The 26,750-nt window shown below is 71.7% G+C and carries 24 protein-coding genes; 1 reads left to right on the top strand and 23 read right to left on the bottom strand.

Translation table 11 applies throughout. The annotated features are described in order from the left end of the window. Positions 1–122 precede the first annotated feature (122 nt). The 10 genes from ACZ5WC_RS11665 to ACZ5WC_RS11710 form a co-directional block, all read right to left on the bottom strand. Entirely contained in the window at positions 123–581 is a 459-nt protein-coding gene (locus tag ACZ5WC_RS11665) for a hypothetical protein (protein WP_468540623.1), read from the bottom strand. 34 nt (positions 582–615) lie between these two features. After that, positions 616–1,053, bottom strand: coding sequence for an HIT family protein (locus tag ACZ5WC_RS11670; protein ID WP_468540624.1), 438 nt, complete (start codon positions 1,051–1,053; stop codon positions 616–618). Then, positions 1,043–1,762 (bottom strand): copper homeostasis protein CutC, encoded by a 720-nt coding sequence (locus ACZ5WC_RS11675; RefSeq protein ID WP_373558808.1) that lies wholly within the window; start codon positions 1,760–1,762, stop codon positions 1,043–1,045. The genes ACZ5WC_RS11670 and ACZ5WC_RS11675 overlap by 11 nt, the downstream gene beginning before the upstream one ends. A 2-nt stretch (positions 1,763–1,764) precedes the next feature. Continuing rightward, entirely contained in the window at positions 1,765–2,433 is a 669-nt protein-coding gene (locus ACZ5WC_RS11680) for an HAD family hydrolase (RefSeq protein ID WP_096630368.1), read from the bottom strand. Positions 2,434–2,508: 75 nt separating this feature from the next. After that, positions 2,509–3,603 (bottom strand): glycosyltransferase family 4 protein, encoded by a 1,095-nt coding sequence (locus ACZ5WC_RS11685; protein WP_468540625.1) that lies wholly within the window; start codon positions 3,601–3,603, stop codon positions 2,509–2,511. After that, positions 3,600–4,127, bottom strand: coding sequence for a dCTP deaminase (locus ACZ5WC_RS11690; RefSeq protein ID WP_096630372.1), 528 nt, complete (start codon positions 4,125–4,127; stop codon positions 3,600–3,602). The genes ACZ5WC_RS11685 and ACZ5WC_RS11690 overlap by 4 nt, the downstream gene beginning before the upstream one ends. Beyond that, a complete protein-coding gene (dcd, locus tag ACZ5WC_RS11695) occupies positions 4,124–4,654 on the bottom strand; it encodes a dCTP deaminase (RefSeq protein WP_096630374.1) in 531 nt (176 codons plus the stop codon). The genes ACZ5WC_RS11690 and dcd overlap by 4 nt, the downstream gene beginning before the upstream one ends. Then, entirely contained in the window at positions 4,651–5,661 is a 1,011-nt protein-coding gene (locus tag ACZ5WC_RS11700) for a diiron oxygenase (protein WP_468540626.1), read from the bottom strand. The genes dcd and ACZ5WC_RS11700 overlap by 4 nt, the downstream gene beginning before the upstream one ends. Next, positions 5,658–6,710 (bottom strand): methyltransferase, encoded by a 1,053-nt coding sequence (locus tag ACZ5WC_RS11705; protein ID WP_468540627.1) that lies wholly within the window; start codon positions 6,708–6,710, stop codon positions 5,658–5,660. Before ACZ5WC_RS11705 ends, ACZ5WC_RS11700 begins: the two co-directional genes overlap by 4 nt. Then, the gene (locus ACZ5WC_RS11710) at positions 6,707–7,921 is read right to left on the bottom strand and encodes a cytochrome P450 family protein (RefSeq protein WP_468540628.1); all 1,215 of its coding nucleotides are present in this window, start codon (positions 7,919–7,921) and stop codon (positions 6,707–6,709) included. The genes ACZ5WC_RS11705 and ACZ5WC_RS11710 overlap by 4 nt, the downstream gene beginning before the upstream one ends. 298 nt (positions 7,922–8,219) lie before the next feature. Here ACZ5WC_RS11710 and ACZ5WC_RS11715 point away from each other — a divergent pair, with 298 nt between their 5' ends. Further along, a complete protein-coding gene (locus tag ACZ5WC_RS11715; protein ID WP_468540629.1) occupies positions 8,220–8,912 on the top strand; it encodes a LuxR C-terminal-related transcriptional regulator in 693 nt (230 codons plus the stop codon). 43 nt (positions 8,913–8,955) lie between these two features. On the opposite strand, the gene ACZ5WC_RS11720 is transcribed toward ACZ5WC_RS11715, so the two are convergent. From ACZ5WC_RS11720 to ACZ5WC_RS11780, 13 genes are all read right to left on the bottom strand, one after another. Continuing rightward, complete coding sequence (locus tag ACZ5WC_RS11720; RefSeq protein ID WP_468540630.1) at positions 8,956–10,131, bottom strand: NAD(P)/FAD-dependent oxidoreductase; 1,176 nt, start codon at positions 10,129–10,131, stop codon at positions 8,956–8,958. Between the two features lie 46 nt (positions 10,132–10,177). Then, a complete protein-coding gene (locus tag ACZ5WC_RS11725; protein WP_468540631.1) occupies positions 10,178–11,740 on the bottom strand; it encodes a SagB family peptide dehydrogenase in 1,563 nt (520 codons plus the stop codon). Continuing rightward, positions 11,737–13,368, bottom strand: a complete 1,632-nt coding sequence (locus ACZ5WC_RS11730) for a SagB family peptide dehydrogenase (RefSeq protein ID WP_468540632.1) — start codon at positions 13,366–13,368, stop codon at positions 11,737–11,739. The genes ACZ5WC_RS11725 and ACZ5WC_RS11730 overlap by 4 nt, the downstream gene beginning before the upstream one ends. An 11-nt stretch (positions 13,369–13,379) precedes the next feature. Next, positions 13,380–15,416, bottom strand: coding sequence for a TOMM precursor leader peptide-binding protein (locus tag ACZ5WC_RS11735; RefSeq protein WP_468540633.1), 2,037 nt, complete (start codon positions 15,414–15,416; stop codon positions 13,380–13,382). Beyond that, positions 15,409–17,433 (bottom strand): hypothetical protein, encoded by a 2,025-nt coding sequence (locus tag ACZ5WC_RS11740; RefSeq protein WP_468540634.1) that lies wholly within the window; start codon positions 17,431–17,433, stop codon positions 15,409–15,411. Before ACZ5WC_RS11740 ends, ACZ5WC_RS11735 begins: the two co-directional genes overlap by 8 nt. A 168-nt stretch (positions 17,434–17,601) precedes the next feature. Continuing rightward, positions 17,602–18,855: a nucleotide disphospho-sugar-binding domain-containing protein gene (locus tag ACZ5WC_RS11745; RefSeq protein ID WP_468540635.1), complete on the bottom strand. Its 1,254-nt coding sequence runs from the start codon at positions 18,853–18,855 to the stop codon at positions 17,602–17,604. Between the two features lie 95 nt (positions 18,856–18,950). After that, a complete protein-coding gene (rfbB, locus tag ACZ5WC_RS11750) occupies positions 18,951–19,907 on the bottom strand; it encodes a dTDP-glucose 4,6-dehydratase (protein ID WP_468540636.1) in 957 nt (318 codons plus the stop codon). Further along, positions 19,904–20,971 carry a glucose-1-phosphate thymidylyltransferase gene (locus ACZ5WC_RS11755; RefSeq protein ID WP_468540637.1) on the bottom strand — a complete coding sequence of 356 codons (1,068 nt, stop codon included), beginning with the start codon at positions 20,969–20,971 and terminating at the stop codon, positions 19,904–19,906. Before ACZ5WC_RS11755 ends, rfbB begins: the two co-directional genes overlap by 4 nt. Positions 20,972–20,987: 16 nt before the next feature. Further along, positions 20,988–21,881, bottom strand: coding sequence for an ABC transporter permease (locus tag ACZ5WC_RS11760; RefSeq protein WP_468540638.1), 894 nt, complete (start codon positions 21,879–21,881; stop codon positions 20,988–20,990). Next, a complete protein-coding gene (locus ACZ5WC_RS11765; RefSeq protein WP_468540639.1) occupies positions 21,878–22,894 on the bottom strand; it encodes an ATP-binding cassette domain-containing protein in 1,017 nt (338 codons plus the stop codon). Before ACZ5WC_RS11765 ends, ACZ5WC_RS11760 begins: the two co-directional genes overlap by 4 nt. 47 nt (positions 22,895–22,941) lie before the next feature. Beyond that, a complete protein-coding gene (locus ACZ5WC_RS11770) occupies positions 22,942–24,279 on the bottom strand; it encodes a cytochrome P450 family protein (RefSeq protein WP_468540640.1) in 1,338 nt (445 codons plus the stop codon). Beyond that, positions 24,276–25,529: a macrolide family glycosyltransferase gene (locus tag ACZ5WC_RS11775; RefSeq protein WP_468540641.1), complete on the bottom strand. Its 1,254-nt coding sequence runs from the start codon at positions 25,527–25,529 to the stop codon at positions 24,276–24,278. The genes ACZ5WC_RS11770 and ACZ5WC_RS11775 overlap by 4 nt, the downstream gene beginning before the upstream one ends. Next, positions 25,526–26,713: a macrolide family glycosyltransferase gene (locus tag ACZ5WC_RS11780; protein ID WP_468540642.1), complete on the bottom strand. Its 1,188-nt coding sequence runs from the start codon at positions 26,711–26,713 to the stop codon at positions 25,526–25,528. Before ACZ5WC_RS11780 ends, ACZ5WC_RS11775 begins: the two co-directional genes overlap by 4 nt. Between the last annotated feature and the right edge of the window lie 37 nt (positions 26,714–26,750).

A 26,750-nucleotide genomic window follows, 5' to 3' on the forward strand; every position in this document is an offset into this window, starting at 1 on the left:
ACCTGCTTCGGGAAGCGGCTTGGATTGTGCGCTGGGCGAAGGTCAGCGCGGAGTGGGTGTCGGGCCTGCAACGGCCCAACGTGCGGAGCGGGGTCGTCCACGGGGTGGCTACTAGCGGGTTGTCATGAGCTACGCGCGCTGCGTGCGAGCCAGGGAGTGAGAGTGGTGTCCGCGATCAGTTCCTTGTAGGTCTCGTCGCCGGGGAGGGGGACGATGAGCCACTGGCCCGGGGGGAAGAACCGGCCCTTCGTGTGGGCGAGTCCGCCGTACACGGAGCGGAGGAACGCCGGGACGGAGTCCCGGGGCACGTCGTGGAACTCGACGTGATCCACGGTGATTTTCGCATCGTCCTCGGGAAAGACCCGGACGCTCACGGCGGGGGAGCCGGCCAGTTCGACGAATGCCTCGTGCGGCAATGAGCCGTCGGGGTCGAGGGTCGCGAAGACGCCCGCCGAGGTGCGGCGTGACGTCTGGTCGGCGCCGATGTCGTCGGTGACGGTCATCGTCAGGCGGTAGTCGTCCGCAATCTTGCGTATCGCGGTGACGGCGGCCTCGGTGGTCGGCAGGTGGGGGTGTTCCATGGTCACGATTCTTCCTCACTGGGGGTGGGCCGCGTCATAGGGGCGCGTCGTCGCCGGTCTGCCTCAGAACGCGTTGGCGGGTCCGCGCCAGAGCGGCGGGGTGGGCGCGTTCCGCGTGCCAGGGCCGGTGCAGGTGGTCGGACTCGCACCGGGGCACGAGGTGGACGTGGAGGTGGAAGACGTCCTGCCAGCCCGCCGGACGGTTGGCCTGGAACAGTGTCATGCCGTCCGGGGTGAACACGCCGTCGAGGAGCGCGGCCATGCGGTGCGCGGTGCGCATCACAGCCGCCGCGTCGTCCTCGGCAATGGCCCAGATGTCGGTGGCGTGGACCTTGGGGATGACGAGGGTGTGCCCTTCCATCACCGCGGTGTTGTCGAGGAAGGCGACGGTCGACTCGTCCTCGAACAGGATCTCGGCGTGGAGCCGGCCGGTGACGATGGCACAGAACTCGCAGGTTGTCTCAGAGGTCATCGCGGTCAGGCTGTCCCGGGTCGGTCTCGATGAGCTGCCGCCACCGTCGCACGGCGGCCCGGTCGATCGGCGTGTCCCAGCCGCCGTGGCGCACGGACGTGCCGACGTGGAAGGTGTCGAGGCCGTGGGCGCGCAGGATCGGTACGTGGCGTGTCATCAGGCCGCCACCGGCCATGACGTTCACCTCATAGCCGCGCTCGCCCTGCCGGCCGGCTTCCGCGGTCAGGACGTCCAGTCCGCGCTCGACGCCGGGGACGGAGCCCGCCGTCAGTACGGTGTCCAGGCCCGGCAGTCCGTGGAGGGCGCGGCGCAGGGCGTCACGGTCGCTCGCGTGGTCCAGGGCGCGGTGGAACGTCCAGCGACAGCCCGGCACCGACGCGAGGAGGGCGGTGACCGAGGGCAGGTCCAGAGTTCCCTCCGGGGTGAGGAAGCCGAGTACGAAGGCATCGGCTCCCGCCGCCCGGAGTGCCGAGGCCGCTTCGCCGAGCCGGTCCAGGTCGGTCGGCTGGAATCCGTTGCTGTCCCGCAGCATGATCCGCAGGGGGACGGTGACGGCCTCGCGCACGCGGAGGAAGTCGGGCAATGAGGGGGTCAGGCCGTCGGAGGCCATGTCCGTGGCCAGTTCCAGGCGGTTGGCGCCGCCCGCCACGGCGTCCATGGCCTCCTGCGCGGAGGTGACGACCACTTCCAGGATGGGTTCCGTCATGATCCTCAGCCCTCCGAACCCGCGACGGCGGCCACCGGCCGGAACCGCGGGGGCCACACGATGTCGGTGAGGTCGGGAACGATCAGATCCGCCGCGGCGAGCGCCTCGGGCGGCTGCCCGGCGGAGATCGCGATGCAACGGGCGCCCGCAGCCTTGGCCGCGGCCACTCCGGCTGGCGCGTCCTCGAACACCACCGTGGCCGAGGGCTCGACACCCAGGGCGGCGCAGCCGGCGAGGTAGCCCTGTGGATCGGGCTTCCCCCTGGTCACGTCGTCGGCCGTGACCATGACGTCGAAGAGGTGCAGCGCTCCCAGGGCGCCGAGCTCGTGACGGGCGTATTCCCTCGTGCCCGACGTGACCAGTCCCACCGGTACGCCCGACGCGCGGAGCCGGGAGACCAGCTCCAGGGCACCCGGGACGGTATCGACGGCGGGCATGTCGGCGAGCGTCGTGTAGTGGATCGCCTCGGCGAAGAGCTCGTCGACCGTGCGGCCGGAGAAGCGGTGGACGTGGTCGCCCAGCGCCTCCCTCGCGGGGCGCCCGGCGAAGCCCCTGATGGTGGCGTCGTCGTACGGGACGGCGTGGCCGCGGAACAGCCGCGACCAGGCCTCCCGGCTCCGCGGCTCGGTGTCGATCAGTGTGCCGTCCAGGTCGAAGAGTGCGGCTGCGTACATGTGGGGGTCCTTCTGTGTCGGCGTCGGCGGGAGTGCGGGCGCGGCTTCAGGAATCCGAGGAGGCGGGCGCGGGGTTCAGCGCACCTGGCAGGTGAGCGCGGTCAGTTCGTCCGCGGTTCTGGACAGTGGGAACCGCGCCGCGTTCCGGTGGCCCGCGGCGCGCAGGTGTTCCAGGGCGCCGCGGTCCGCGGCCAGCCGGACCAGGGTCTCGCGCGTCCGCCCGGCGTGGGCGAAGAGGTCCAGCGGCAGGGCGGAATCGCCCAGTACGTCGGTCAGTCCCGGCACTGGCTGGTAGGCCACCGGAAGACCGCAGGCCTGCGCCTCGATGGCCACGAGGCCGAAGGCCTCCAGCCTGGCCGACGGAATCACCAGGAGGTCGTGCTCCGCGAAGGCCGCCCACAGGTCCGGGCGGCTCAGCCAGCCCAGGTAGCGGATCGTGGAGAGGTCCATGACCTCGGACAGCCGTCGGAACTCGTCGGCCGGTGCCGCCATGCTCAGCTGAACGCCGACCGTCCCGGACACGGCGGCGACCAGTTCGGCGGCGCCCTTCTCCGCGGTCAGTCGACCGGCGTACAGGACGCGGAGGTTGCCGTCGGGGGAGGGGGTCCGCACGGGCGGGCGGGTCAGCAAGTGGTCGGGGACGCCCCAGGGGATGTGGACGATACGGTCGCTCTCGACAGGGGTCAGCAGGCGCAGCCGGTCGGCCATCGCCGCCGACGGCACCACGACAGCCCGGGCGGCGGCTGCGGCCTCGTGGAGCACGTCGTGCTGCGTCGGGAACTCCTCGGCGAAGAGGAGGTCCGTGCCGTGTACGAGGGCGATCCCCGGGTGCTTCGGATAGCCGCGCAGCAGCGCCGGAGTGGCGCCGAAGGCGAGATGCTGGAGGTGGAGCACGTCCTGGTCCCCGGGCGGGAAGCGCGTCGTGATCGCGCGGGTGAGCCCGTCGACGTAGGACCAGAACCCCTCGCCGCTCAGCTGCTTGCCCGGTACGTCGAGCAGCGCGGGCAGCCCCTCGCCGGAGGGGGCGGGCGCCGCGTCCGTACCCAGCATGAACGTGTCGGCGGCCAGGGGGGCCCGCGGCCCCAGGTAGAGGTCCTTGAGCAGCTCGACGCTACCGCCGGGGCTGCCCCAGGGCAGATCGAGCCCGGTCAGTACCTTCGCCGCGCTCACCGAAGCTCTTCGTACAGCCGTGAGATGTCGATCCCGCTCGTCCGCGTGTACTTGTGCCCCAGGTGCTGGTAGCTGGCAGTCGCTCCGGCCGTGGACAAGAAGACGATCTTCCCGAAGGGCATCAGCGGGTAGACCTTGACGGGCTGTGCGACGCGGATCTCCAGGGTCCAGCGGATGGCGTGGCCGACGTGTCCCAGCGGAGCCGAGACGTGCACCCAGATCCCCAGCGCGCCCAGGCTGCGGTCTCCGTTGATCATCTGGGCGTAGCGCTCCGAGTGCGTGCGCTCGTGGGTGACTCCGAGGTAGAGCCGCCCCGGCCGGAGGACCATGCCCTCCGCGGGGATCACGTGTTCGGTGACCCGGGTGGCGGCTGCCGCGTCCAGCTCGTCGCCCTCGCATACGCGGATCCGGTCGCCCAGGTGCCAGTCGTAGGCGTTCGGGGAGACGCGCTCCGGGGCGAAGGGCTCGATGACGATGTCGCCCCGCTCCACGGCGGTGGTGATGGCTTCACGGGTGAGGATCATGTCGCCGGTACCGCCACGTCTCTCCAGTAGCGGGATTCCTGCGGGCCCGCCGAGGACTGGTACTTGCCCTCGTAGAGGTCGACCTGGCCGAGCGATACGAAGAACATGATCTGGCCGATCTTCATCCCGGGGTAGACCCGCAGGGGCATGACCGGAGAGAGCATCAGCGTCCACTGGCCGTGGAAACCGATGTCGCCGATCGGCGCGGTGATCTCGACGAACAGCCCGAGCCGGCCGACCGAGGAGCGCCCGAACAACAGCGGTACGTAGAGGTCGGAGCCGACGCGCTCCACGGTGTGGCCGAGGTAGAGGCGGCCCGGCTGCAGGACATAGCCCTCCTCCCCGATGGTGATCTCCTGGGTCGGGTTGGGGCGGTAGGGGTCGATGACCTCGTCGGTGTACGTCAACAGCCTGTCTCCGAGACAGATGTTGTAGCTGTTGGGGTTGACCTGGTCCGGTCGGAAGGGCGAAATGACGATGCGTCCGTCCGCCGCCGCGTCGGTGATCTCGGGACCGGTGAGGATCATGCGGCACTCCCCAGCCGAGCGGCGTCGTCGGCCGCGAAGTCGAAGGCCACCCGGTCTTCTATGCCGAGCTCGCGGCACAGGCGCCGCACACCGGAGAAGTCGTTGACGAGCAGGTTGCCGTGCGGGCCGCCGCCGGCGCTCCTGGAGTCCTCGATGATGTCCCTGGCCTTGGGCACTCCCGCGAACTCCAGCACCTTCAGCCACCAGTCGAAGTCCTCCGCGCAGAACGCGGTGATGCCCGAGGGCAGGGACGCGATGAAGAAGTCCTGCTGTTTCCTGCTCAGGTGGGTGTAGACGTCCCTCATGATCTCGATCAAGACCGGGCCGTGCGCCGACTCGTCCCGCGCGTGCAGCCGTGCGATCAGAGAGTGCATCGGCTGGACGGTGGTGTCCCGCGCCATGAGGTCGAGGAAGGCGTTGACGCTGACCTCGCCGACCGTGGTCCACAGCAGGTAGAGGAGGTCCGTCTGCCAACGCTCGCCCGCCTCGGCCTGCGCCTCGTACAGCAGACGGTTCGTCACCGGGTGCGTGGCCGCGGGTTCCGCCGTGACCTGCCGGGCCTCCCGGGTGCGCTGCATGCCCAGCATGTGCATGTACGTGTGCCACACCTCGTCGATGTGGGACTGCCGCACGATCTCCTTGACCTCGAACCGGTCCACGCCGGGGAACACCGCGTGGCCGAGCTTCTCGAAGGTCGGGTTGACCACGTACTCCTCGGCCGCGACGACGCGTTCGTTGTACGCGATCCAGCCGAGGGTGTTCACCGTACGGCGCTTCTCCTCGGACGTGCCCTGGAAGTCGGGGTGTTCACCGAACGGCATCAGGGAGACCGGGTAGTCGAGCAGCTCGGGGTCGTACGCCTCGGTGCCGGTGACCTTGTCCATGTCGGTGCGCACCGTGGCCCGCCTGGGCCAGGCCGCGGCGAGCCGGCGGAGCGTGCCGGGTCCCACGTTCTGGTGGGAGTCCTCGACGGGGCTCGCTGCCCGGGATCCCTCGGTCGTCTTCACGCCGCACCGCCTTCCGTGGCCGCCGGGCGTGCTTCGATCGTCCGGTACCCGTTGAAGCCCACCGGATCGCCGACGCCCGTCAACCGGAGACCGGCCTCCTCCAGGAGGTGGGCGAACTCCTCCTGCGTCCGTTCGCGGCCGCGGGTGAGGACCAGCAGGTTGAGGTCGCTCGCCGTGAGGAACGGATCGGTCGTGGGGTCCACGACGGCGGGCGCGATGACCTCGACGATCAGGACGCGGGCCGTGTCGTCCATGGCCCGGCGGCAGTTCCGCAGGATGCGGACGCACTCCTCGTCGTCCCAGTCGTGCAGGACACTCTTGATCACGTAGAGGTCGCCGCCCCCGGGCACCGACGTGAAGAAGTCCCCGGCGGTGATCTCGCAGCGGTCCGCCACACCCGCCTCGGCGAAGGCGGCCGGGGCGTCGGACACTCCCGCGGGGGTGTCGACCAGGATGCCGCGCAGTTCGGGATGGTGTCCCAGGAGCACTGCCAGGAGCGCGCCCGATCCGCCACCGATGTCCACGACGGTCCGCACGCCGGTGAAGTCGAGTGACTTGGCCAGGCTCCAGGCCTCTGCGCCGCCGCTCACCGCCATGGCGGCGTTGAACTCGGCGGCCAGCTCCGGGTCGGCCGCGAAGTGGGCGAACACCGAACCTCCGGTGACCGACTCGACCGGGGGCCGGCCTGTGCGCACGGACTCCAGGAACCGTCCCCACGAAGCCCAGATGCCCTCGTCGAAGTACGGCATCAGCATGGGGCGGACGGAGCCGGGCACGTCGGACCGAAGAGGTACACCGGCCGGGGTCAGCCCGAAGGCACCCCCCTCGGCCTCCTCGACCAGGCCGATCGAGGCGAGGCCGCGCAGCAGCCGGCGCAGCGAGGGGGCGTGGGTACCGGTCAGGTCCGCCAACTCCTCGGTGGTCAGGCTCCGCTCGGCCAGCAGATCGGGGAGGCGGAACCTGGCAGCGGCATGGATCATCTGGGCGGGAATGAAACCGAAGGTGAGGCGGTAGAGATGGGCCGCCGCCATCGGATCGGGGATCGTCACGTACGACTCGTTTCACGAAAAACGGGATCAAAGGAGAGGGGAAGTGCGGTGAGGCCGCACAGGATGCTGATCTGTCGCCAGCGCAGCTCGTCGGGCGACACGGTCAGTGCGAGGCCGCGGAACCGCTCCAGCAGGGCGCCGAGGGCCGCGGTCGCCAGCATGCGGGCCAGGGGCGCGCCGAGGCAGAAGTGGACGCCGTGCCCGAACGCCAGGTGGGGATTGGGCTCCCGCCGGACGTCGAGGGTGCCGGAGTCCGGGAAGACGCCGGGGTCCCGGTTGGCGAGGGACAGGCCGATGTTGACGACGGACCCCCGGGGAATCAGGGTTCCCCCGATGAGGGTGTCCTCGACCGCCACGCGCAAGGAGGATTGCCCGGCGGAGCCTTCGTATCTGAGTAGTTCCTCCACCGCGGTGGGCAGCAGCTGCGGCTCCTCCTGGAGGAGCCGCAGCTGCTCCGGGTGGAGCAGCAGGGTCAGCAGCCCGTTGCCGATCAGGTTGGTCGTCGTCTCGTGCCCGGCGACCAGCAACAGAACGGCCAGACCGACGAGTTCGTCGTCCGTGAGGCTGTTGTCCTGTTCCTGTGCCGCGATGAGGGCGCTGAGCAGGTCCGGCTGTTCGTCGGGCGGCACGGCGGTCCGCACGGTGTCGCGCTTGGCCGCGATCAGCCGGGTGAAGTACGTGCGCAGCCTGCGGGAACGTTCCTCCCGGGTCCGCGGGCCCACCGCCGTCGAGAGGGTGTGCTCCGCCCAGGTGCGCAGGGCCGCGCGGTCCCGGCCCGGTACCCCGAGCAGCGCGCAGATGACCAGGACGGGCAAGGGGAACGCGAGGTCCGCGATCACGTCGGTGCGGCCGGACGGTCCGACGTCGCCGAGCAGTTCGTCGACGATGCGGTCGACCTCGGGCTCCAGAGCGGCCACCCGGCGCCGGGTGAACCCGTGGGAGACGAGCCTGCGCAGCCGGGTGTGGTCCGGCGGGTCGTTGTTCGCCATGGGGGAGTAGGCGTTGTGGGCGTCGACCGCGTGCCCCAGGCGGCGCGGGTCGTTCGAGAGCCCCGGCGCGCCGAGTGCCTCACGGGCCTCGGCGTAGCGGGAGATCAGCCAGTACGAGAACCCGCTCTCCTCGCGTACGTAGCGCACCGGCGGCTCCGCACGCATACTGCGGTGGACGGCCTCCGGTTCCGTGAGCAGCCGGTAGGGGCTGAAGTCGAGCAACGGAGCTGCTTCCGCCGGTATTTGCACCTGTACCCCCCTGAACTGACTGACGGGGACCACCCTGACACCGGCGTGGAACGATGTCGTCCGCCCGTCGGCCAGTCTTGTTCCCCCGCCTGCGGGTTGAGTCCGGAGCCCGTCTCACCCTTTGGGCTCGCGTGTGACGCAAACCGGAGTGCAACCTGCTGGCCCTCATACCGACATGTCGGTAGTCTCTTCAGTGGTCCAGACCAGTCGAATCGCCAATTCTTAGGCGATCTCGGCAGGAGTTCATGCATTTACGGGGGTAAGTCGCACTGTGGCGAATGATGTTGGGGCTGACTGTATCCGGGTCCTTCTGTGTGACCCGAACCATCTGATGCGCGTGGGCCTGGCCAGCGTTCTGGAACGCGAGCCCGACATGGCAGTGGTCGGTGAGGCGCTGCACACGCGTGAGGTGGAGGCGGCCGTACGGGAACTGCGACCTCATGTCGCGTTGGTCAGCCATGATCCGGATGCCATGGATGGCATCGCGATTGCAATGATTCTGAGGAGGGTGGGCTGGGCTGCCGCGCCCGGGGTCCTCATGCTCAGCTCCGCCACCGAGGACGACGAAATGCTCGCGGCGCTACGGGGCGGGGTCCGGGGGCTGCTGCCCGGGAACTGTGACCCGCAGTCGCTCCCCGCGGCCATCCGTGACATCGCTGACGGGGCGATGGTGCTGAAGTCGCCGCCCGCGGTCCAGCTGATCCGGCTGCTGCTCAACCGGGCGCCGGAGATGGCCCCCGCGACCGCCTCGCAGCTCTCGCTGCTCACCGGTCGTGAGCGTGATGTCCTCGCGCTCGTCGCCAACGGTCACTCCAACCTGGTGATCGCCAAGATGCTGTCGCTCAGCGAGGCCACGGTCAAATCGCACCTCTATCACCTGTGCCAGAAGCTCGGGCTGCGCGACCGGACCCAAGCGGTGATCCTCGCCTACGAGACGGGGCTGGTGAGGGCCTCCGCGGCGTGACCGGTGAGGGGGTTCCCGGTCGGCTGCGGCCGTCGGGGACCCCTCACCCCGTGGTGGGGACCAGCAGAGAGGGATCGATGTGGCTCACCGCCACCGACAGGAACGCTTCGGTGGACGCCTGGTCGCCGGAGATCCAGCGGGTGAACTCCAGTCGCTCCGCGCTCACTTCGAGTCGTGCGCTCTGGAGCGCCGTCTCGTAGCGCGGTTCCAGGAGGCGCTGGTGGCCGGCCGCGTACCGCTCCAGCGCGGCGGCCGTCGCGTGCTCGTCGTGCAGCGACCCGCCTACGGATCCGGCGAGCAGTGATGCCTGCTCGAAGGCGTCACTGATACCGGTTCCGGTGATCGAATCCTTGTGGCACGCGGCATCGCCGACCAGGGCCCAGCCCGGTCCGGTGGTCTCGCGGAAGAAGTTGAGCTGGCTCCCCGTGCCCCGCAGGTGCTCCACCCGGCGCGCCGACGCGGCGCGCTCGGCCAGTTCCGGGGCGGTTGTGCGGAGCGCCTCCAGGTAGGCCCCTTGCGGGTCCTTCCGTATTCGGGGGAACTCCTCCTGCGGGAAGTAGGCGGCCACCAAGGTGAGTTCGTCATGGGTGCCGACGACGCCGATCAGTCGGCCGGTCCGCTCGTACACATCGAACTCCGCGGGCAGGCCTTCCCAGTAGCCGTAGTAGACGCAGGTGCGCGGAGCGTTCTCCCGCACCGTACGGGCGCCGACGTGCTGGGCCATGGTCGAGCGCATCCCGTCCGCGCCGACCACCAGCCGGGCGTGCGCCCGGCCCGTGGACCCCGCGGCCGTACGCCACTCCACACCGGACACCCTGCCGGCGTCGGACAGCACGCCGGTCACGGTGCACCCCTCGCGGAACTCCACGCCGGACTCGACCGCGCCGTCGATCAGGAGGCTGTCAAGGACGAACCGGCGCGGCGCATAGACCGCGTCGATGCCTTCCTCCACCGGTACGGCCCCCTCCAGCCGGAGGTCTCCCAGGGTGTAGGAGATCCGGCGCACCGGCGGGCAGCCGGTGTCCGCCAGCCGCCCCAGCAGGCCCCACCGGTTGAGCAGCCGCAGCCCGGGCCGGTGGACGTGCTGCGTGGAGAGCGTGTCGCTGGGGAAGCGCATCCGGTCCAGGAGGAGGACCCGGTAGCCGGCGCGTGCGAAGAGCATCGCGGTGGAGGCTCCCGCGCTCCGGGCGCCTACGACCACGACATCGTAGAGAGCCATCAGTTGGTGTCCTTCCGTCTGCCGGGCAGGGGTGCGGGTGGGGTTCTCATGCCTGGCTCCGAAGCGGCAGCTGCGGGTCCGAGTGCTGCGGGGACGGGGGCCCCACGGTCACCACCACCAGCGGCTGGAGCGCTCCGGGACCAGGGCCGAGGCCGAGGGCCGAGGCGGCGCGGTCCGGGTCGAAGTCGCAGTGCACGTGGCTTTCCAGCCCGACCGCGGCCGCGGCCAGTGCGACGCGCTGGGCGAGGGCTCCTGCAGCGATGTTCTGCGTCCGGTACCAGCGGTCGCCGAACCGCTCGATGCCCGCCCGCAGATCACCGCAGGGCGCCAGGGTCGCGGTGGCGGTGCGGCACTCGTCGGCCAGCATGGGGCTCTTGGCCGCGCCGATCATCGCCCGCACGGCCTCCGCGGGCCGGGTGGGGATCAGCGCGTGCCCGACGGGGTCGTACACATGGGCGCCCGTCGCCACCGCGTGGACGCGCTGCACCACCCCGGCGAGCCGCAGGGCAGGTGCGTCCGCCCTGTCCGGCGTGTCCGTGGGGAGAGGCGCGGCGGCCGCGGCGAGCAGAGCCGCGAGCGTGTGCTCCGGCACCGGAGCGGGCCGGTAGCCGTAGACGGTACGCCGTCCGGCGAAGCCGTCGGCAAGGTTCAGGTCCGCCGTCGGCAGTGCGTGCGGGAGCGCACCGGCATCAGGTGACCACGCCGGGAGCCACCCCCGGGAACCGGGCGCCGCGGCGCGGATCGCGGAGTGCAGGGCGGCCGCCTCCGCCATCTCGGGGACTGCGGAGATCGAAGCCGGTCCGGGTACGGCCTCGGGCACGGGGCCGTACCACGGGGCGTTCCGCTCCGCGGGGGGCGCGGGCCGGTCCTCCGCCCGGTGCAGGGTGACCACCGCGAAGACGCTCTCGGCGAAGGGGGACAAGCCGAGGACCTCGTCCAGGGCCGTGTCGTCGTAGTGCAGGTGGATGGTGGCCGTCAGCCCTGTCGCCTCCGCGGCGGCCACTGCCTGGGCAGCCACGACCCCGACGTCCAGGCTCTGCAGCCGGTAGCCGAACACGCCGTACTTGGCCGCGTTGCGCCACAGCACGCTCGTCAGGAGCAGTACCAACTCGGGCTCCCGCTCCGGCGGCGTGCTCAGCAGGCCGAGCAGCCGGGCCCGGCCGTCACCGTCCCGCAGGCGTTCCAGTACGTGGTGCACGGGGTCGTAGTGGGCGAGCCCGGCCGGGAGACCGTCCGACGCGCCGTGCGCGACGTAGACCTCCACGGGGTAGCGCGAGCCGGAGGCCGCCCCTATCCGGCCGGGGGAGAGGAGCACCCGCCGGTCCCGCGGCTCACCGGAGCCGCTCAGACCGAGCGGCATGAGACCGCTCATCCAGCGCATCCTGGTGAGCCCGGCGGTCTGCCGCAGCAGCCAGGACAGGCGGGGGAGCGAGGCGTCCACCGACGGCTCGCCGCCGGACGGGAGGGGCACCGAGGGGGCCGACGGGTAGCGCTTGTGGACCGGCGGGAGGCGGGCAGGGTCCGCCGCGGGCAGGGCGTCCGGCGGCTGATGGCCGGAGCGCAGGAATCCCAGTGCTGTCGCGCCGACGGACGGAGCGTATGCGGTCATGCGGTGTGTACCTCGTTCCGTGTCGGTGCGGCAGCGGTGGGCCCGCCGGGGTGTCCGGGCCGCTGAGCGGTCGTCGAGAGCCGGGTGACCGGCATCAGATAGCGTTCGTCGGGCCCAGGCACGCCGAGCGCGATCTGGAACAGTGGCTCGTGCCCCGGAGGCAGCTCCAGTACCCCGGACAACGTCCGCGCCGCGTAGCCGTTGTGGATCCTGGCGGCGAGCCCCTCGGCGGCGCTCCGTACGCAAAGCCGCTGCGCGACGGCTCCGGCCTCGTGGTGCAGGACGCGGAACGCCCGGTCACCGAAGACCTCCTGGGCGACCGCGCGCGGGGCCGAGAGGAACACCACGGCCGCGACGGCCCGGTAGTTGATGTTGGCCGCCTCCATGCCGATGTCCCGGGCGCGGAGGGGGGCGGCGGACCCGAGCCGGTGGAGTCCGTCCGGTGCCACCCGGTGCACTCCGTCGGCGAGCCCGCTGACGTTGACCGCCCAGAGATGGGCGGTGACGGGCGGCGCCGCGCCGTCAGGCACCGCATCGGACGGCCAGGGGTCGAACAGCGGACCGAGCACGCGGCGGATCCCGTCCAAGGGGACGGGCTGACGGGCCGGGTTGAAGGCGGGACTGCCCGAGGTGCGAAGCCGCAGGCAGTGTGCCAGATCGGGGGTCCGGGCCCCCGCGTCGCCCGTCCGCCGTGCGGGAGCCGGACCGGCGGGCAGCCGGGAGAAGGACGCCGTTTCCGTGAGCCGGGCAGCCGCGTCCATCCCGGTCAGTTCCGCCAGCGCATCGATTCCGGTCGTCGGCGGCGCGGGCCGGCCGTGCGCGGCCCCGAGGAGAGCGGCCAGGGCCTCCCCGGTGTACGTGGCCTCGCTCCGCAGGACCGGTCTGTGCCCCGAGTCCCGCCGGGAGTACAAGGGGAGGACGGCGGCCACGCTCTCCTGCGGGCCCGGGGCTCCGACGAGCCGCTCCAGGGGGCCGTCGAGGAACTGGTGGTGCAGGTGCGCCTGCATGCCGAGGGCGTCCGCGACCATCATCACGTTCCCCGCGACCAGTCCCGTCTCCTGCGCGCACAGCCGGTAGGCGTAGTCGCCGTAGCGGAAGGCCGTCCGCCAGAAGACCGTGGAGAGCAGCAGCGCCCCCACCGCGTCGTCGAGGTCCGCGCCCAACGCCGCACTCAGGAAGGCCCGGTGGTCCCCGGCACGCACCAGCACGAGCGTGTGATGCGCCGGATCGTAGGCGTAGACACCCGCCTGGAGCCCCTCGTGCCCGGGGGTCCAGAGGTACGTCTCGACGGGGGCGAAGCACCGGGCGGAGGGCGTTGCCCGGTGATAGGGCCAGCGGGCCGTCGGACCGAACTCGGTCCGCAGCACACCGCAGGAGTAGTGGAGCAGCGCCGAGTGGAAGGTGGCGTCCGGGGCGGTCACAGGGAGCGGGGCGAGTTCCCCTACGGGCGCGGGCAGCGGGTACCGCGGCAGCGCGCCGAACCGGGTGAACCGCGCGGGCTCCGCGGGACCGCCCTCGCGGCCCCGCGGAGCTCCCGCCGTCATAGCGGCGTAGTCGTGCAGGGACCGGTGCCAGTACCGGGCACCTGGCGACGCGGTGTGCCCGTCCCGCCGTTCGATGGCCGTCATCCGTGCAGTCCTCAGGGGAAGGGGTGGGGATGGGGATTGATGTCCCCGGGAGTCAGGACCCGGTCGCGGTAACCCAGTTCGTACGGAACGTTCAAGAGCCGCGGCAGCCCGTCGACACGCCTGTTCCGGTGTCCGAAGGTCATCGGCAGGGTGCCGGGCACCATCACCTTCACGCAGGCGAATCCGCCTGCCCGGTGTTCCGGTGTCGTCTGGTCGACGACGAGGACGTCCAGGCCGCGGTCCAGGTAGCGGCGCACCATCTCGTCCAGGTCGGACCGCAGATCGGTGTGGACGGGCCACCGCCACTGTTCCTCGAAGTCGGCGAACGGCCGCGCCTTGCGCTCCGACAACAGGAAGTCGAACCGGTCGAACGCGTCCCGGTGGCTGTAGAGCACCGAGTGGTCGCCCATCACCTTGACCAGCGACGGGTCCGCCACCATGCGGGCGGCGCGGTCCCGTTCCGCGGAGTCGTAGAGCTTCGCGTGTTCCAGCAGGTGCCCCATCTCGTGCAGGACGTTGACCACGGCCTTCTCGGGCTGGAGCGCGGAGCCGCCCGCGCACAGGATCCGGGGCCTGCCCGGGTCGCCGAGGGTATCGAGCCCCACCGCCCAGAAGCACGGGACGCCCTGCTCCAGCGTGGCCGAGTAGAGCTGGATCTCGTACCCCGTCCGGTGACGCAGGTGCTCGATCATCATCGGGATGGAGCGGTCCCGCGCGCTGGCGGGGTCGACCCGGGGGATGGGCATCCGTCCGTACCAGGTCATCAGGAAGGCGTCCCGTTCGGCGACTTCCAGCAGACCGCACAGGACGGCCTCCTCCAGACAGCCGCCCATGGCGCAGCCGTTGGAGATCTCGTACACGAACCGGGGTTCCTCGTGGCTGTGCGCGGCGTAGTAGGCGTACCGCTCCGGCACCAGTACCGCTTCGCCCCGGGCGAAGGAGTACCCCCACACCCAGGGCATCACCAGGTCCTCGTCGTACCGGGTGTAGGGGAAGTCCGGCAGTTCGTGGCGCTCGTCCGGATAGAGGCCGAAGGCGCGCGGGTCGACGGCGCGCTCGCCCAGCTCGCGGCGGCTGGCCGTGACCGATGTACGACGGCCGCGGGGCTCCTCGCCGCCGAAGCGCTCCAGGGCCTCCAGGACGGCGGTGATGCGGGAGGACCGGTAGTCGGTCGTACGGCCCCAGCCATTCTGGGAGTTGTTGCCGCGCAGCGAGCTCAGCGGGGCCATGGCGCGCGGCAGGGGGCCTCCCCGTTCGTCCTCCACCGAGGGGACCACACCGGCGGTTCCGTCGACGTACAGGTCGTACAGCTCCTGCTCGCGGGCCACCACGTTCTGTACGCGGAATACATCGGGCGCGGGCTTGGGGCGGGAGACCGGGACGATGCGCGCCGGCCCGGCGTCGTCGTCGGGCAGGCCTCCGCAGTCCTCACAGAGGGAGTAGGGCAGGTAGCGGTGGGAGGTGATGGCGAGCGAGCCCAACTCGACCCGCAGGAACACGTCTCCCGGACGGCGGACCTCCGCGCCCTCCGTACCGGCGTCGCTGTCCCGGCGCGGGACGCCGGACAGGGCGGATTCCAGCAGGGAGACCGCGAGTTCCGCGGCCACGGCCGCGGCCGGCCGGGTACGGAGCCGGGAGGGCAGGGCCGCCAACGCGGAGCCGTGGCGGGCGCGGAGGGTCTCGTGGTGCCCCGCCTGGTCCCGCGCGAGACGGCGGCGCCAGTCCGCGCAGGTCGGACAGGCCTGCCCGGTGCCCGCGGCCACCGGCCCCACATGGATGGCGTCCGCGTCGGTGCCGACCGGGATCCAGGGGATGCCGACGGCCTCGGCGGCCGCGCGCACATCGGAGTACCGGGCGGTGCTCGCGCTGTCGCTCGGGAGCAGGACGGCCGCGCACGAGCGGAGTTCGTCGGTGATCGGCGCGTCGCCCGGGCGCAGCACACGGAACCCGCGTGACGCGACCCGGGCGACGGCCGCGTCGAGCAGGCCGCCGTCACCGATGACGGCGACCGTGCGCGGGGGAACGGGGTTCGAGATCGGCTCAGACATCGAGGAGCACCACCCTGACCAGGTAGGGGAGTACCTCACGGACGGCCGGGTCGTCGTCGAGGGGTACCGCGACCGCCGCGGATCCGGCGAGGTGCAGAGCCTCGACCAAGGCGCGGTAGCGCGGTTCGTCCGCACGCGTGTCGGCCACGGAGGAAGTGCGCAGGTTCACGGCGGGGGAGGGCGCGTACTCGGACTGCCCCGAGTTACGGGCCTGCCAGGCCAGCAGGAGCCGGCCGAGCCCCGCCTCGACGGCCTCGGCCGCCGTGAACCCCGCGCCGTGCTCGACGAGGCCCGCCTGGTCGGCGCCGAGCCGGAAGGCGTACAGGTGGACCCCCGCAGGCGCGTCCACGGTGTGCGCCGTGAGCGTCTCGCCCGATGCCGCGAGCAGGTCCAGGAACCGCCGTGCCCCGGCGGTCAGATCGAGCTGCTCCGTGGTCCGGTGGTCCGGCGCCTTCAAGGCGGCCCCGGCGGGCGCGCCACGCAGGACGTGGTCGAGCAGGCCCTGCTCGACGGCGGCCGCCCAGGTGGCCGCGCCGGCCGTACCGACCGGAAGGGAGCCGGGCACGGCGCTGTCCCCCGCAGCGACGAAGACGCGCGGCGCCGGTACCGCCCGGTCGGCGCCGTCCAGGAGACTGACGCCGCGCACGCTGTCGGCGCGCGTCGTCGTGGCGGCGGAGCGGACGGCATGGGCGGCGAGCCCGTGGCGCAGGGCGGCGTCCTGGGACTGCGGGAAATCGGATCCGGCGCCCCATACGGTGAACGGCGTGCCGGGCCGGTGCGGATCCGTCACCGCGAGACGGACCACGCGCAGCGGGAACTGTTCGAGGTGCGCCTCCGACACGGGGCCGAGGACACCGAGCCGGACGTCGGTCAGGGGAACGACGCGTGCGGCGAGTTCGGCCGCGTCCACGGCCGCTCCGTCGGCGAGGTCCCGGATCCGCCGCTCATCAGCGCTTCCGTCGGCCGCCCCGGGCACCAGCGGATGCGGTGCCAGCTCGTGGGCCGAGGTCTGGAGGGTCTCCAGGTCCAGGCGTACGGCGCCGGACGCCCGGCCGGGGTGGTCCTCGTCCGCGGCCGTCGCGTCCGCCCCGCCGGTGAGGTGCTCGAACGCGCGGAAGACCAGGTGGTTGGCGACGATGCCGGGCACGGGACCGGTGAGGAACCGGGTCCGCTCCCGTTCGCCGTCGGGCCGGTCGCCCAGCCGAAGCCACAGACTCTCCCACCGCACCCCGGGCCGGTCCGCGGCACACGTCGGCCCCACCCACGCCGCGTCCCCGTACAGCGTGACGGGGATGAGGGTCCGGCCGAGGTCGGCGCAGATCCCGTCGAGCGCGCGCAGTGCGCCGGGGTCGGTGCGGTCAGCCGCGTACAGGACCAGATCGGCGGCCCCGACCGCGTCGCGCAGCGCCACAGGATCGGCGGGATCGAGCGCCGCCGTCTCCAGCCGCTGACCGGGATCGCGCCGCCGCGCCTCGGCGGCGAGTTCATCGAGACGCTCCCGTACGGCGCGGTCCTCGGGGCCGCGCTCGGGGGCGGGCCGCGCCGACAGCCGGGCGACGCCCGTCAGCAGCGCGCCCTCGACGGCCGCGGCGAAGACCGCGCCCGACCCGATGACGGAGATCCGGGTCTCTCGGTAGCGCTGGAAGCGCAGGGCGGGCGAGGTGTGGAAGGCCTCGATGAACGCGATCTCGGAGGCGTAGCGCTCCAGTTCGTCCGGATTCAGGGAATGGGCCATGTCCTGGCTGACGTCACGGACCAGACCGGCGTCGTGGAGAGCGCCGACGAGCTTCTCCACCATCTTCCGGGGCGCGGGCGGCAGGCTGGCCGTCAGATCGGCCACGCGGTGCGAGCCGTCGAGGTGCGGAGCGAGTCTGTCCAGCCAGGCGTAGGTGGAGGCGCCCAGGAAGGACACGACCTCACTGCCGTTGGTCAGGAGGACACCGTCGCCTTCGGTGGTGGGGGTGAAGAAGATCCCGGTTCTCATCCGCGGGTACATGGCCGCGATGGTGTTGTGCATGGTGGGGCTCCGCGTTCGGCTGGTCGTGAAGGTCGTGCCCGCGTCGAATCGTGAGGTCGATCGTGTCAAGGACCCCGGTGCGCGGTCGTCCGTCCCGGGACTGCTTTCCTGCCTCCGCCACGGGCCCGCGGGCGGGGCCGGACTACGACTGGAGTGGGGCCGCTCGTCTCAGATCCGCTGGTGGAGGCCGGTCAGTCGCTCCAGCACGGGTACGAGCGCGGAGGGCCCCGGCAGCATCGCGAGTTCGTCGCGCAGGGCCCTGGCCTGCTCGTGGACGCGGCGGTCCGCCAGCAGGGCCGACAGCGCGTCACGCAGGGTCGTGGCATCCCACCGGGCAGGGTCCAGCACCCGTCCCGCGTTGCGGTGTTCGAGGTACCCCGCCGTCCCTTCCTCGTCCCAGAACGACGTCGGAACCACGAGCTGGGGTACGCCGTGCGCCGCGGCCGCGGAGAACACAGTGCTGCCGCCCTGGTGGACGACCGCGGAGCACCCCGGGAGCAACTGGCTGAGCGGAAGCCGGTCCAGCAGGCGCACCCGGCCCGGTACGTCGACGGGCGGGGCCGCAAGCCCGCTGCGCGCGGAGACCAGTTCCACGTCGAGTTCCGCGAGGGCGCCGAGCACCTCGGAGAGGGGCGCCCCGCCCCCCGGCCGCGGCTGCGCACCCGGCTCCCCGGTTCCCCACGACAGGCAGACGCGCGGGCGGACGGGCTTCGTGTGCAGCCAGTCGGGCACGGGGCCGCCTCCGCTGTAGGACGCCCACCGCATGCCCTCGTACCGGACGTCCGGCGCCGGCAGTCTCACCCCGGGGGGCAGGGGATCGATCGTCCACTGGCCGAGGAGCAGCTCCTCCTCGTAGGGCAGTCCGTACGGCTCCAGCAGCTGCTGCATGACCTCCTCCAGCGGGTCCGGCCAGGTCCCGCCCTGAGCCTGTGCCAGATAGCGTCGGGACCTCTGCCGGAGCCAGGCGATGTTGTCGCGCCCCCACAGCACTCGGGCGTGTGCGGCGCCGCTCAGCCGCGCCGCGACGGCGGCCGGCAGGCAGAAGGGGTCCCACAGGACCAGATCGGGGCGCCAGCGCACGGCGACACCGGTGAGTTCCTCCAAGAGGGGTCGCAGACCGGCGAACACGCGGGTCATCCGGAACCACTTCGGACCCCAGTCGGGGCAGTCGGGGGAGGCGACGGAGAGGTTTCCGCCGAGGTGGCCGAGCAGGGCGGGGTTGCGGCTGAAGTCGGCGAGTTCGCGAAGATCCTCCGATCCGCCGACGGGCACGGCGGCGAGCCCCGCCTGCGTCGCCGCCCCCGCGGCGTCGGGGTGGGTGGCGATCCGGACCTCGTGTCCCGCGTTCTGCAGCGCCCAGGCGAGCGGGATGACGGGGAGGGTGTGGGCCGTCGCGGGAAAGACGGAGAACAGGACGCGCACGGAGATTCCTTCTGAAGCTGCGAGCCCTGAACGCGGAGCCCGATCGGCGTGACGGAGTGGTGGAGGGAGCGGGACGGTCGGCGCGGGCCGCGTCGTCAGCGGTGGGCGGGCGTGGCCGCGTACCAGCCGACGGTCTCGGCCAGGCCCTCCGCGAGGGGGACGAGAGGTCGGTATCCGAGGCGCCGCAGTTTCCCGTCGTCGACGCAGTAGCGGCGGTCGTGCCCCTTGCGGTCCTTGACGTGGCGGACCGCGCTCCAGTCGGCCCCACAGGCGTCCAGGAGCATCCCCGTCAGCTGGCGGTTGGTCAACTCGGTGCCACTCCCGATGTTGTACACCTCGCCGGCCCGGCCGCGATCCAGCACGAGCCGGATGCCGCGGCAATGGTCGGAGACGTGCAGCCAGTCGCGTACGTTCCCCCCGTCGCCGTAGAGCGGCACCGCCCCGCCCGCCAGCAGAGTGGTGACGAAGAGCGGGATCAGCTTCTCGGGGTGCTGGCGCGGGCCGTAGTTGTTGCTGCAGCGGGTGACCCGCACGTCAAGGCCGTGCGTCCGGGCGTATGAGAGCGCCAGCAGGTCGGCGGCGGCTTTGGTGGCCGCGTAGGGCGAGTTCGGGGAGACGGGCGATTCCTCGGTCCAGGCACCGTGGTCGATGGATCCGTACACCTCGTCGGTCGAGACTTGGAGGAAGCAGCGGGCGCCCGCTGAGAGCGCCGCGTCGAGGAGCACGTGCGTCCCCGTGACATTGGTGCGGACGAAGGCTCCCGCGTCCGCGATGGAGCGGTCCACGTGGCTTTCGGCGGCGAAGTTGACCACCACACACCCGGGCTCCATCAGGGTGCGGACGAGCGGGACGTCGGTGATGTCCCCCTGGACGAAGCGGAACCGGGGGTCGCCGGAGAGCGGGGCGAGGTGCGCCGGATCGCCCGCGTAGGTGAGCGCGTCCAGGACGGTGACACGGACGTCCGGCGGCGATCCGGGCCCCAGCAGGTCGCTGACGAAGTGCGAGCCGATGAACCCGGCGGCGCCCGTGACGAGGTAGTGCCGACCGCTCATGAGGAGATCCGTATCTTGCTGTGGTCACCCAGGACGAAACGGTGCGACATCGGTACGCGGGGCGCCGGGGCGACCTCGACGTGGCAACCGATCAGCGACGCGTCGATACGGCGGACTCCGGTGATGGAGGCGTGGTCCAGGACGATCGAGAACTCGATCTCGCTGTCGGTGATTCGGCAGTTCTCGGCGATCGAGGTCGACGGGCCCACGTAGGAGTCGACGACGACCGACCCCGCGCCGATCAGGGCGGGGCCGACGATGCGGGAGCCGCGTACTTCGGCTCCCGCGCAGACCCTGACCCTCCCGATCAGTTCGCTGTCGGTGCTGACGGTGCCGTCCACGGCCGGCTCCAGGACCTCAAGAACGCGCCGGTTCGCCTCAAGCATGTCCGCGACGTTGCCCGTGTCCTTCCAGTAGCCAGTGATCACCGTCGGCCTGACGTCCCGGTCGTGGTCGAGCATCCACTGGAGGGCATCGGTGATCTCCAACTCGCCCCGCTCGGAAGGGGCGATGGCGCGGACGGCCTCGTGGACGGCCCGCGTGAAGAGATAGGCGCCGACCACCGCCAGATCGCTCCGGGGCCGCTCCGGCTTCTCCTCCAGGGCGGCCACCCTGCCCGCGGCGGTGAGGGTGGCGACGCCGTAGGCGCTGGGATTCGCGACCCGCGTCAGCATCAGCTGGACGTCCGGGCGGTTCGCGCGGAACCCGTCGACGAGCGAGGTGATCCCGCCCAGGATGAAGTTGTCGCCGAGGTAGAGGAGGAAGTCGTCGTCCCCCAGGAACTCGCGGGCGATCAGCACGGCGTGGGCGAGCCCCAGCGGCTGGGACTGCGCTATGTAGGTCACGTTCAGCCCGAAGGCGGAACCGTCGCCGACGGCCCGCTCGATCTCGGCGGCCGTCTCGCCGACGATGACGCCGACGTCCTTGATCCCGGCGTCGGCTATCGCCTCCAGCCCGTAGTAGAGGACGGGCTTGTTGGCGATGGGGACGAGCTGCTTGGCGGAGGTGTGGGTGATGGGTCGCAGCCGCGTACCCGAACCCCCCGCCAGAACAAGGGCTTTCATGACATCTCTCCAGTGGTCAGTGCTTCGGCGAGCGGAAGGCCGAGATGGTGAGGGGGCCGAAGACGGCGAGCAGCAGGAGCGACCAACCGAGCGTGGCGGCCACCGGGTGCACGATCGGCCAAGCCGCGTCGGGGGACAGACCGACGGGGTTGCCGAAGAGTTCCCGTACCGCGGACACCACCGCACTCACGGGATTCCATTCGGCGGCCAGGCGCAGGCCCGCGGGCAGGCCGTCGGACGGCACGAAGATGTTGGAGACCATCGTCAGCGGGAAGGTCAGCATGCCGATGAGGTCCGTGGCCGACCGGGACGGAAGGACCAGGCCGAGCCACATGCCGAGCCAGCTGAACGCGTACCGGGCGACCAGCAGCAGCGCGAGTCCCGCCACGACGTGCGTCACGGAAGCGCCCGGACGCCAGCCGACCAGGAGCCCGCAGCCCGCCATGACCAGCAGGGTGATCAGCCCGCCCAGGTTCTCGGCCAACGACTGCCCGACGGGTACTCCGGTCCGGCTCATAGGCAGGGAGCGGAGCCGGTCGGTGATCCCCTTGTCCCGGTCGTCGGCGACGGCTGAGGCGCTCGCCGCGATGCCGAAGACCGTCATCTGTGCCAGCATCCCCGGGATCAGGAAGTTGACGTACGAATCACCCGCCGGGACGCGCATGTTGCTGCCGAGCACATAGACGAAGAGCAGGGTGAAGACCAGGGGCAGCAGCAGGGCCATCGCTGCCCGCTCGGGGGCGCCGCGCAGATGGATCAGGTAGCGGCGGGTGATGGTCGCCGCGTCGCCCGCGCCCCAGCGCAGCCGGGAGAGCAGGGGTTCGTCCCGGCACGTACGGGCCGATCGCGCCCCGGTTCCCCCGGTCGTCGCCGACGCCGTCGCCGCGGGGCCGGCCGGGCGGGGGCTCACGCGGCCTCCTCGGTGGTGGTCGCGGGTGTGGTCACCAGGCCGATGAACACCTCGTCCAGCGTCGGACGGCGCAGCGCGAGGTCCTCCACCGCGATGCCCGACGCTTCCAGTTCGCGCAGCGCGGCGGTGAGCACGGCGGTGCCGGGACCGGTGGAGCGTCCGGTGGCCAGGGTGACCCTCCGCAGCTCGCGGTGGACCTCGACCGCTCCGGCCCCCGTGCGGACCAGGGCTTCGGCGGCGAGTGCCAGCTGGTCGGCGTGGCGCACGGTGAGGTCGATGCACCCGCGGCCGAGCGCGGACTTGAGGGCGGAGGGCGTGCCTTCGGCGATCACCCGGCCGCCCGCGCCGTCCGGGTTGCCCAGTATGGCGATCCGGTCGGAGAGGTGGTCGGCCTCGTCCAGGTACTGGGAGGTGAGCAGGATGGTGGTGCCGGCCCGGACGAGCTCGCGCACGCTGTCCCAGAGGGCGTACCGGCTCTGCGGGTCGAGGCCGGTCGTCGGCTCGTCGAGGAAGATCACCGCAGGGGGGACCACCAGGCTCACGGCGAGATCCAGTTTGCGGCGCATGCCGCCGGAGTACGTGCGCACGGCGCGACCGGCGGCGTCCTGGAGGCCGAACCGTTCGAGAAGTTCCTCGGCGCGCCGGCGGACGACGGGGCCGCGCATCCGGTGAAGCCGGGCGAACATCTCCAGGTTCTCGCGCCCGCTCATCAGCTCGTCCACCGAGGCGTACTGGCCGGTCAGCGCGATGTTGGCACGCACCCGGGCGGGGTCGAGGACGACATCGAGGCCGGCCACACGGGCGCGCCCGCCGTCCGGCGGCGACAGGGTCGCCAGAATCCGCACCAGGGTGGTCTTACCGGCTCCGTTGGGTCCGAGTAGACCGCAGACGGTACCGGGCGCGACGGTCAGGTCGACGCCGTCCAGGGCGGACGTCTTCCCGAACCGCTTGCGCAGGCCGCAGACTTCGATCGCCGCCTCGGGGGGTCGGGCGCCGGTGGCGTGTGGGAGCACGGGTTCCTCTTCTGCCGGACGGGGGTGGTCGGGACGGTGCGGCACGCTCACGCGGTGCCTGCCGGGTACGCGGCGGGACGGCCGGGGACGGGCCGCGCGGGTGCGCGGGGCCCGAGGCGCACGGGGAGCGTGAGCAGGCCCCGCATGTCACCGATCGGACGCCATGACTGCGGCTGGTCCGGGTCGGCGGGCGCGAGGTCCGGATAGCGGCCGAACAGGGCGGTGAGCACCGTCTCCGTCTGCAGCCGGGCCAGCGGCGCGCCGAGGCAGAAATGGATGCCGTGGCCGAAAGCGAGGTGGGGGCCGCGCTCGCGGGTGATGTCGAGCCGGTCCGGCAGGGGGAAGACGTCCGGGTCCCGGTTGGCCGCGGCGAGCGCCACGCTGACGATGCCGCCCGCCGGGATGACCGTTCCTCCGAGTTCGACGTCCTGCGTCGCGACCCTCAGGGTCGTTCGGGCCAAGGAGGTCTCGTAGCGGAGGAGTTCATCGATCGCCGAGGGGGTCAGCTCGGGACGCTTGCGCAGCAGCGCGAGCTGGTCGGGATGCCGGAGCAGGGTGTCGACGGCGTTGCCCAGCATCCCCGTGGTCGTCTCGTGCCCCGCCAGCAACAGCAGGACGAGGAGGCTGACGAGCTCCTCGTCGCTCAGCCGCTGCTCTTGCGCGTGGGCCGCCACGAGCGCCGAGAGGAGGTCCGGCTGCTCGTCCGCGGGTACGTCGGTGCGGACCAGGGGCCGCTTGGCAGCGACCAGGGAGGCGAACCACTGGTGGAGTCTGCGGGTGCGCTCCGCCGGCCCCGAGGCAGGTGTCGCTCCCGGTCCCGACACGGTGAGCATCCGCGCGGCCCAGGTCAGCAGTGCGCCACGATTGCCGTGAGGAACACCGATGAGTTCGCTGATCACCAGGACCGGCAGGGGGAAGGCGAGGGCCGCCATGAGGTCGACGGGCTCTGCCCCCGCGTCCGGCCCGGCGGGGCCCGCGTCCCGCTCCGCCATCGCGTCCAGGAGTTCGTGGGTGAGGCGCTCGACCGCGGGCCCCAGCGCCGCGACCCGACGCGGGGTGAACGCTCCCGAGACGAGCCGCCGCAGCCGTGTGTGGTCGGGCGGGTCGCTGTTCACCAGGGGCAGGAAGAAGCTTCCCGCGCCGGAGACCCCGTACCCGGCCGCGCTCAAGGCGACCGACGCGCGCTGCGGATCCTTGGAGAACCGGGCGTCGAGCAGCACCGTCCGGGCCTCGTCGTGCCGCGTGACCAGCCAGTACTCCAGCCCCTGCGGATTGCGTACCCGGCGCGGCCCCGACGATTCCCGGATCCGCCCGTAGTGCCCGTGCTGGTCGGCGAAGAAGGACGGCGTGTCGATCTCGACGGGCGGAACCGTGGGCCCCGTCACCCGCGGACGTCCTGTGCGGCGGACACCGGGGTCACCAGCGATTCGAGGAAGTCTGCGGCGGCGGGTGCGCCGCCGGCGTGGGTGATGTGGTGGCGCATGGTGTGGGTGTTGTTGCGGTAGGTGGGGTCGGTGAGGACGTGGTGGGCGGTGTCGCGGAGGGTGTGGGGGGTGGTCTGGTCGCGGTGGAGGAGTTGGCCGAGTCCGAGTTGGGTGAGGCGGTCGGCGTTGGCGCGTTGTTCGCTCATTTGGGGGATGGCGACCATGGGGACTCCGAAGGAGAGGGCTTCCATGACGCTGCCCATGCCTGCGTGGGTGATGAAGAGGTCTGCTTGGCGCAGGATTTGGAGTTGGGGTACGTGGGGGCGGATGTCGATGTGGTCGGGGATGTTGGTGAGGGTGGTGGGGGTGATCTGGTCGCCGACGGCCATGACGATGTCCCAGGGGAGTTCGGCGAAGGCGTCGATGCAGGTCTGGAAGAAGGCGGCGTTGTCGTTGTGGATGGTGCCGAGTGAGACGAGGACCAGGGGGCGGTCGCTCGCGCCGTCGCCCCCGCGGGCCCACTCGCCGTCGGAGGCTCGCCGGGCGAGGCAGGGGCCCGCGAAGTGGACGTCCTCGCCGAACGTCTCGCCCTTGAACTGGAACTCGCGCGGTACGAAGACGAGCGCGGGGCCCGCCTCGTTGCCGGTCATCAGGGCCTTGGGGCTCAGGGGAACCTTCAGACGGTCCAGGAGGTTCGCGATGCCGTGGAAGATGCGCACGATCTCGGGGTCGAGCGGATCGACGTCCGTCTGATGGGTGGCGAGGGACCACTCGGTGCTCGCGGCGAAGGTGGTCCGGTACGGCACGGCCGGGATGCCGCGGCGCGCCGCGATCAGCCGGGCCGCCCAGCCGGACGGATCGTCGTACACCACCAGATCGGGGCGGTCCGCGGCGAAGGCGCGGTCCAGTGGGGTGAGGGCGGCCAGGGTCTCGCGCAACAGATCGCGCAGCACCACGGCGAGGTCGCCGCTGCCGAAGCGGTCGGCGCGCTCCGCCGCAGTGTCCTTGGCGGGCAGACCGTCCATGGTCGACTCGTACCGCACCGGCGTCGCTCCGGCCTCGGCGACCACGCCTTCGAACCGCTCGGTCGTCGCGAAGCTGACTCGGTGACCGCGCGCCGTCAGCTCCTCCACGACCCCGAGGGTGGGATTCACGTGCCCGTGACCCGGAAGCGCGAAGAACGCGATGTGTGCCGTGCCGACGCCGTTCACCGCTGTCCCCGCGCATCCGTGAGCAGGGCTTCCACGACGTCTGCGGCGGCGGGTGCGCCGCCGGCGTGGGTGATGTGGTGGCGCATGGTGTGGGTGTTGTTGCGGTAGGTGGGGTCGGTGAGGACGTGGTGGGCGGTGTCGCGGAGGGTGTGGGGGGTGGTCTGGTCGCGGTGGAGGAGTTGGCCGAGTCCGAGTTGGGTGAGGCGGTCGGCGTTGGCGCGTTGTTCGCTCATTTGGGGGATGGCGACCATGGGGACTCCGAAGGAGAGGGCTTCCATGACGCTGCCCATGCCTGCGTGGGTGATGAAGAGGTCTGCTTGGCGCAGGATTTGGAGTTGGGGTACGTGGGGGCGGATGTCGATGTGGTCGGGGATGTTGGTGAGGGTGGTGGGGGTGATCTGGTCGCCGACGGCCATGACGATGTCCCAGGGGAGTTCGGCGAAGGCGTCGATGCAGGTCTGGAAGAAGGCGGCGTTGTCGTTGTGGATGGTGCCGAGTGAGACGAGGACCAGGGGGCGGTCGCTCGCGCCGTCGCCCCCGCGGGCCCACTCGCCGTCGAACCGGCGCTCCGACCAGCACGGCCCGACGAAGTGGAAGTCCTCTCCGAACGTCTCGCCCTTGAACTGGAACTCGCGCGGTATGTAGACGAGGGCCGGCCCCGACTCGCTGCTCCCGAAGAACTCCTGGGCAGAGCACTCCACTCCGATGTCCGCCAGCATCGCGCCGATCTCCTCGTATACGGCGTTGAGCCCCGGGTGGTCGGGCTCGAACTCCGCGTACTCGCCGTCCGAGCCGAGGGACCAGTGCTCGTTCGCCGCCAGTGTCGGGATGCTGCGTACGGCGGGTATGCCCCAGTTCTCCGCGAGGAGTCGGCCCGTCCAGCCGGAGAGCCCGTCGTAGATCAGGACGTCGGGACGGTCGTCGGCGAAGGCCCGTTGCAGCTGGGGGTAAAGCGTCACGGTCTCCTGGACCAGTCCGCGGAGGACCTGGACGAAGTCGCCCGTCGTGAAACGGTCGTTGTTCTCCAAGTCCGTCATGGTGGACCGGAACCTCCCCATCACGGACTCGTAGGGAACCAGCGTGGCACCGGCCTTCTCGACCTCGGCGCCCTGGGGGGGGGGGGGGGGGGGGGGGGGGGGGGGGGGGGGGGGGGAGGGGGGGGGGGGGGGGGGGGGCAGCGTCACGGCGGTGCTTGTTTGTGGTGGGTGGGGGGGGGGGGAA

The sequence above is a fragment of the Streptomyces sp. NPDC033165 genome (assembly GCF_055577965.1).

What these genes read in the sequence shown, in the direction of transcription:
- ACZ5WC_RS11665 (WP_468540623.1), bottom strand. Translation starts at nt 581, where the DNA reads ATGGAACACCCCCACCTGCCGACCACCGAGGCCGCCGTCACCGCGATA.
- ACZ5WC_RS11670 (WP_468540624.1), bottom strand. Translation starts at nt 1,053, where the DNA reads ATGACCTCTGAGACAACCTGCGAGTTCTGTGCCATCGTCACCGGCCGG.
- ACZ5WC_RS11680 (WP_096630368.1), bottom strand. Translation starts at nt 2,433, where the DNA reads ATGTACGCAGCCGCACTCTTCGACCTGGACGGCACACTGATCGACACC.
- ACZ5WC_RS11690 (WP_096630372.1), bottom strand. Translation starts at nt 4,127, where the DNA reads ATGATCCTCACCCGTGAAGCCATCACCACCGCCGTGGAGCGGGGCGAC.
- dcd (WP_096630374.1), bottom strand. Translation starts at nt 4,654, where the DNA reads ATGATCCTCACCGGTCCCGAGATCACCGACGCGGCGGCGGACGGACGC.
- ACZ5WC_RS11720 (WP_468540630.1), bottom strand. Translation starts at nt 10,131, where the DNA reads ATGGCTCTCTACGATGTCGTGGTCGTAGGCGCCCGGAGCGCGGGAGCC.
- ACZ5WC_RS11725 (WP_468540631.1), bottom strand. Translation starts at nt 11,740, where the DNA reads ATGACCGCATACGCTCCGTCCGTCGGCGCGACAGCACTGGGATTCCTG.
- ACZ5WC_RS11730 (WP_468540632.1), bottom strand. Translation starts at nt 13,368, where the DNA reads ATGACGGCCATCGAACGGCGGGACGGGCACACCGCGTCGCCAGGTGCC.
- ACZ5WC_RS11735 (WP_468540633.1), bottom strand. Translation starts at nt 15,416, where the DNA reads ATGTCTGAGCCGATCTCGAACCCCGTTCCCCCGCGCACGGTCGCCGTC.
- ACZ5WC_RS11740 (WP_468540634.1), bottom strand. Translation starts at nt 17,433, where the DNA reads ATGCACAACACCATCGCGGCCATGTACCCGCGGATGAGAACCGGGATC.
- rfbB (WP_468540636.1), bottom strand. Translation starts at nt 19,907, where the DNA reads ATGAGCGGTCGGCACTACCTCGTCACGGGCGCCGCCGGGTTCATCGGC.
- ACZ5WC_RS11755 (WP_468540637.1), bottom strand. Translation starts at nt 20,971, where the DNA reads ATGAAAGCCCTTGTTCTGGCGGGGGGTTCGGGTACGCGGCTGCGACCC.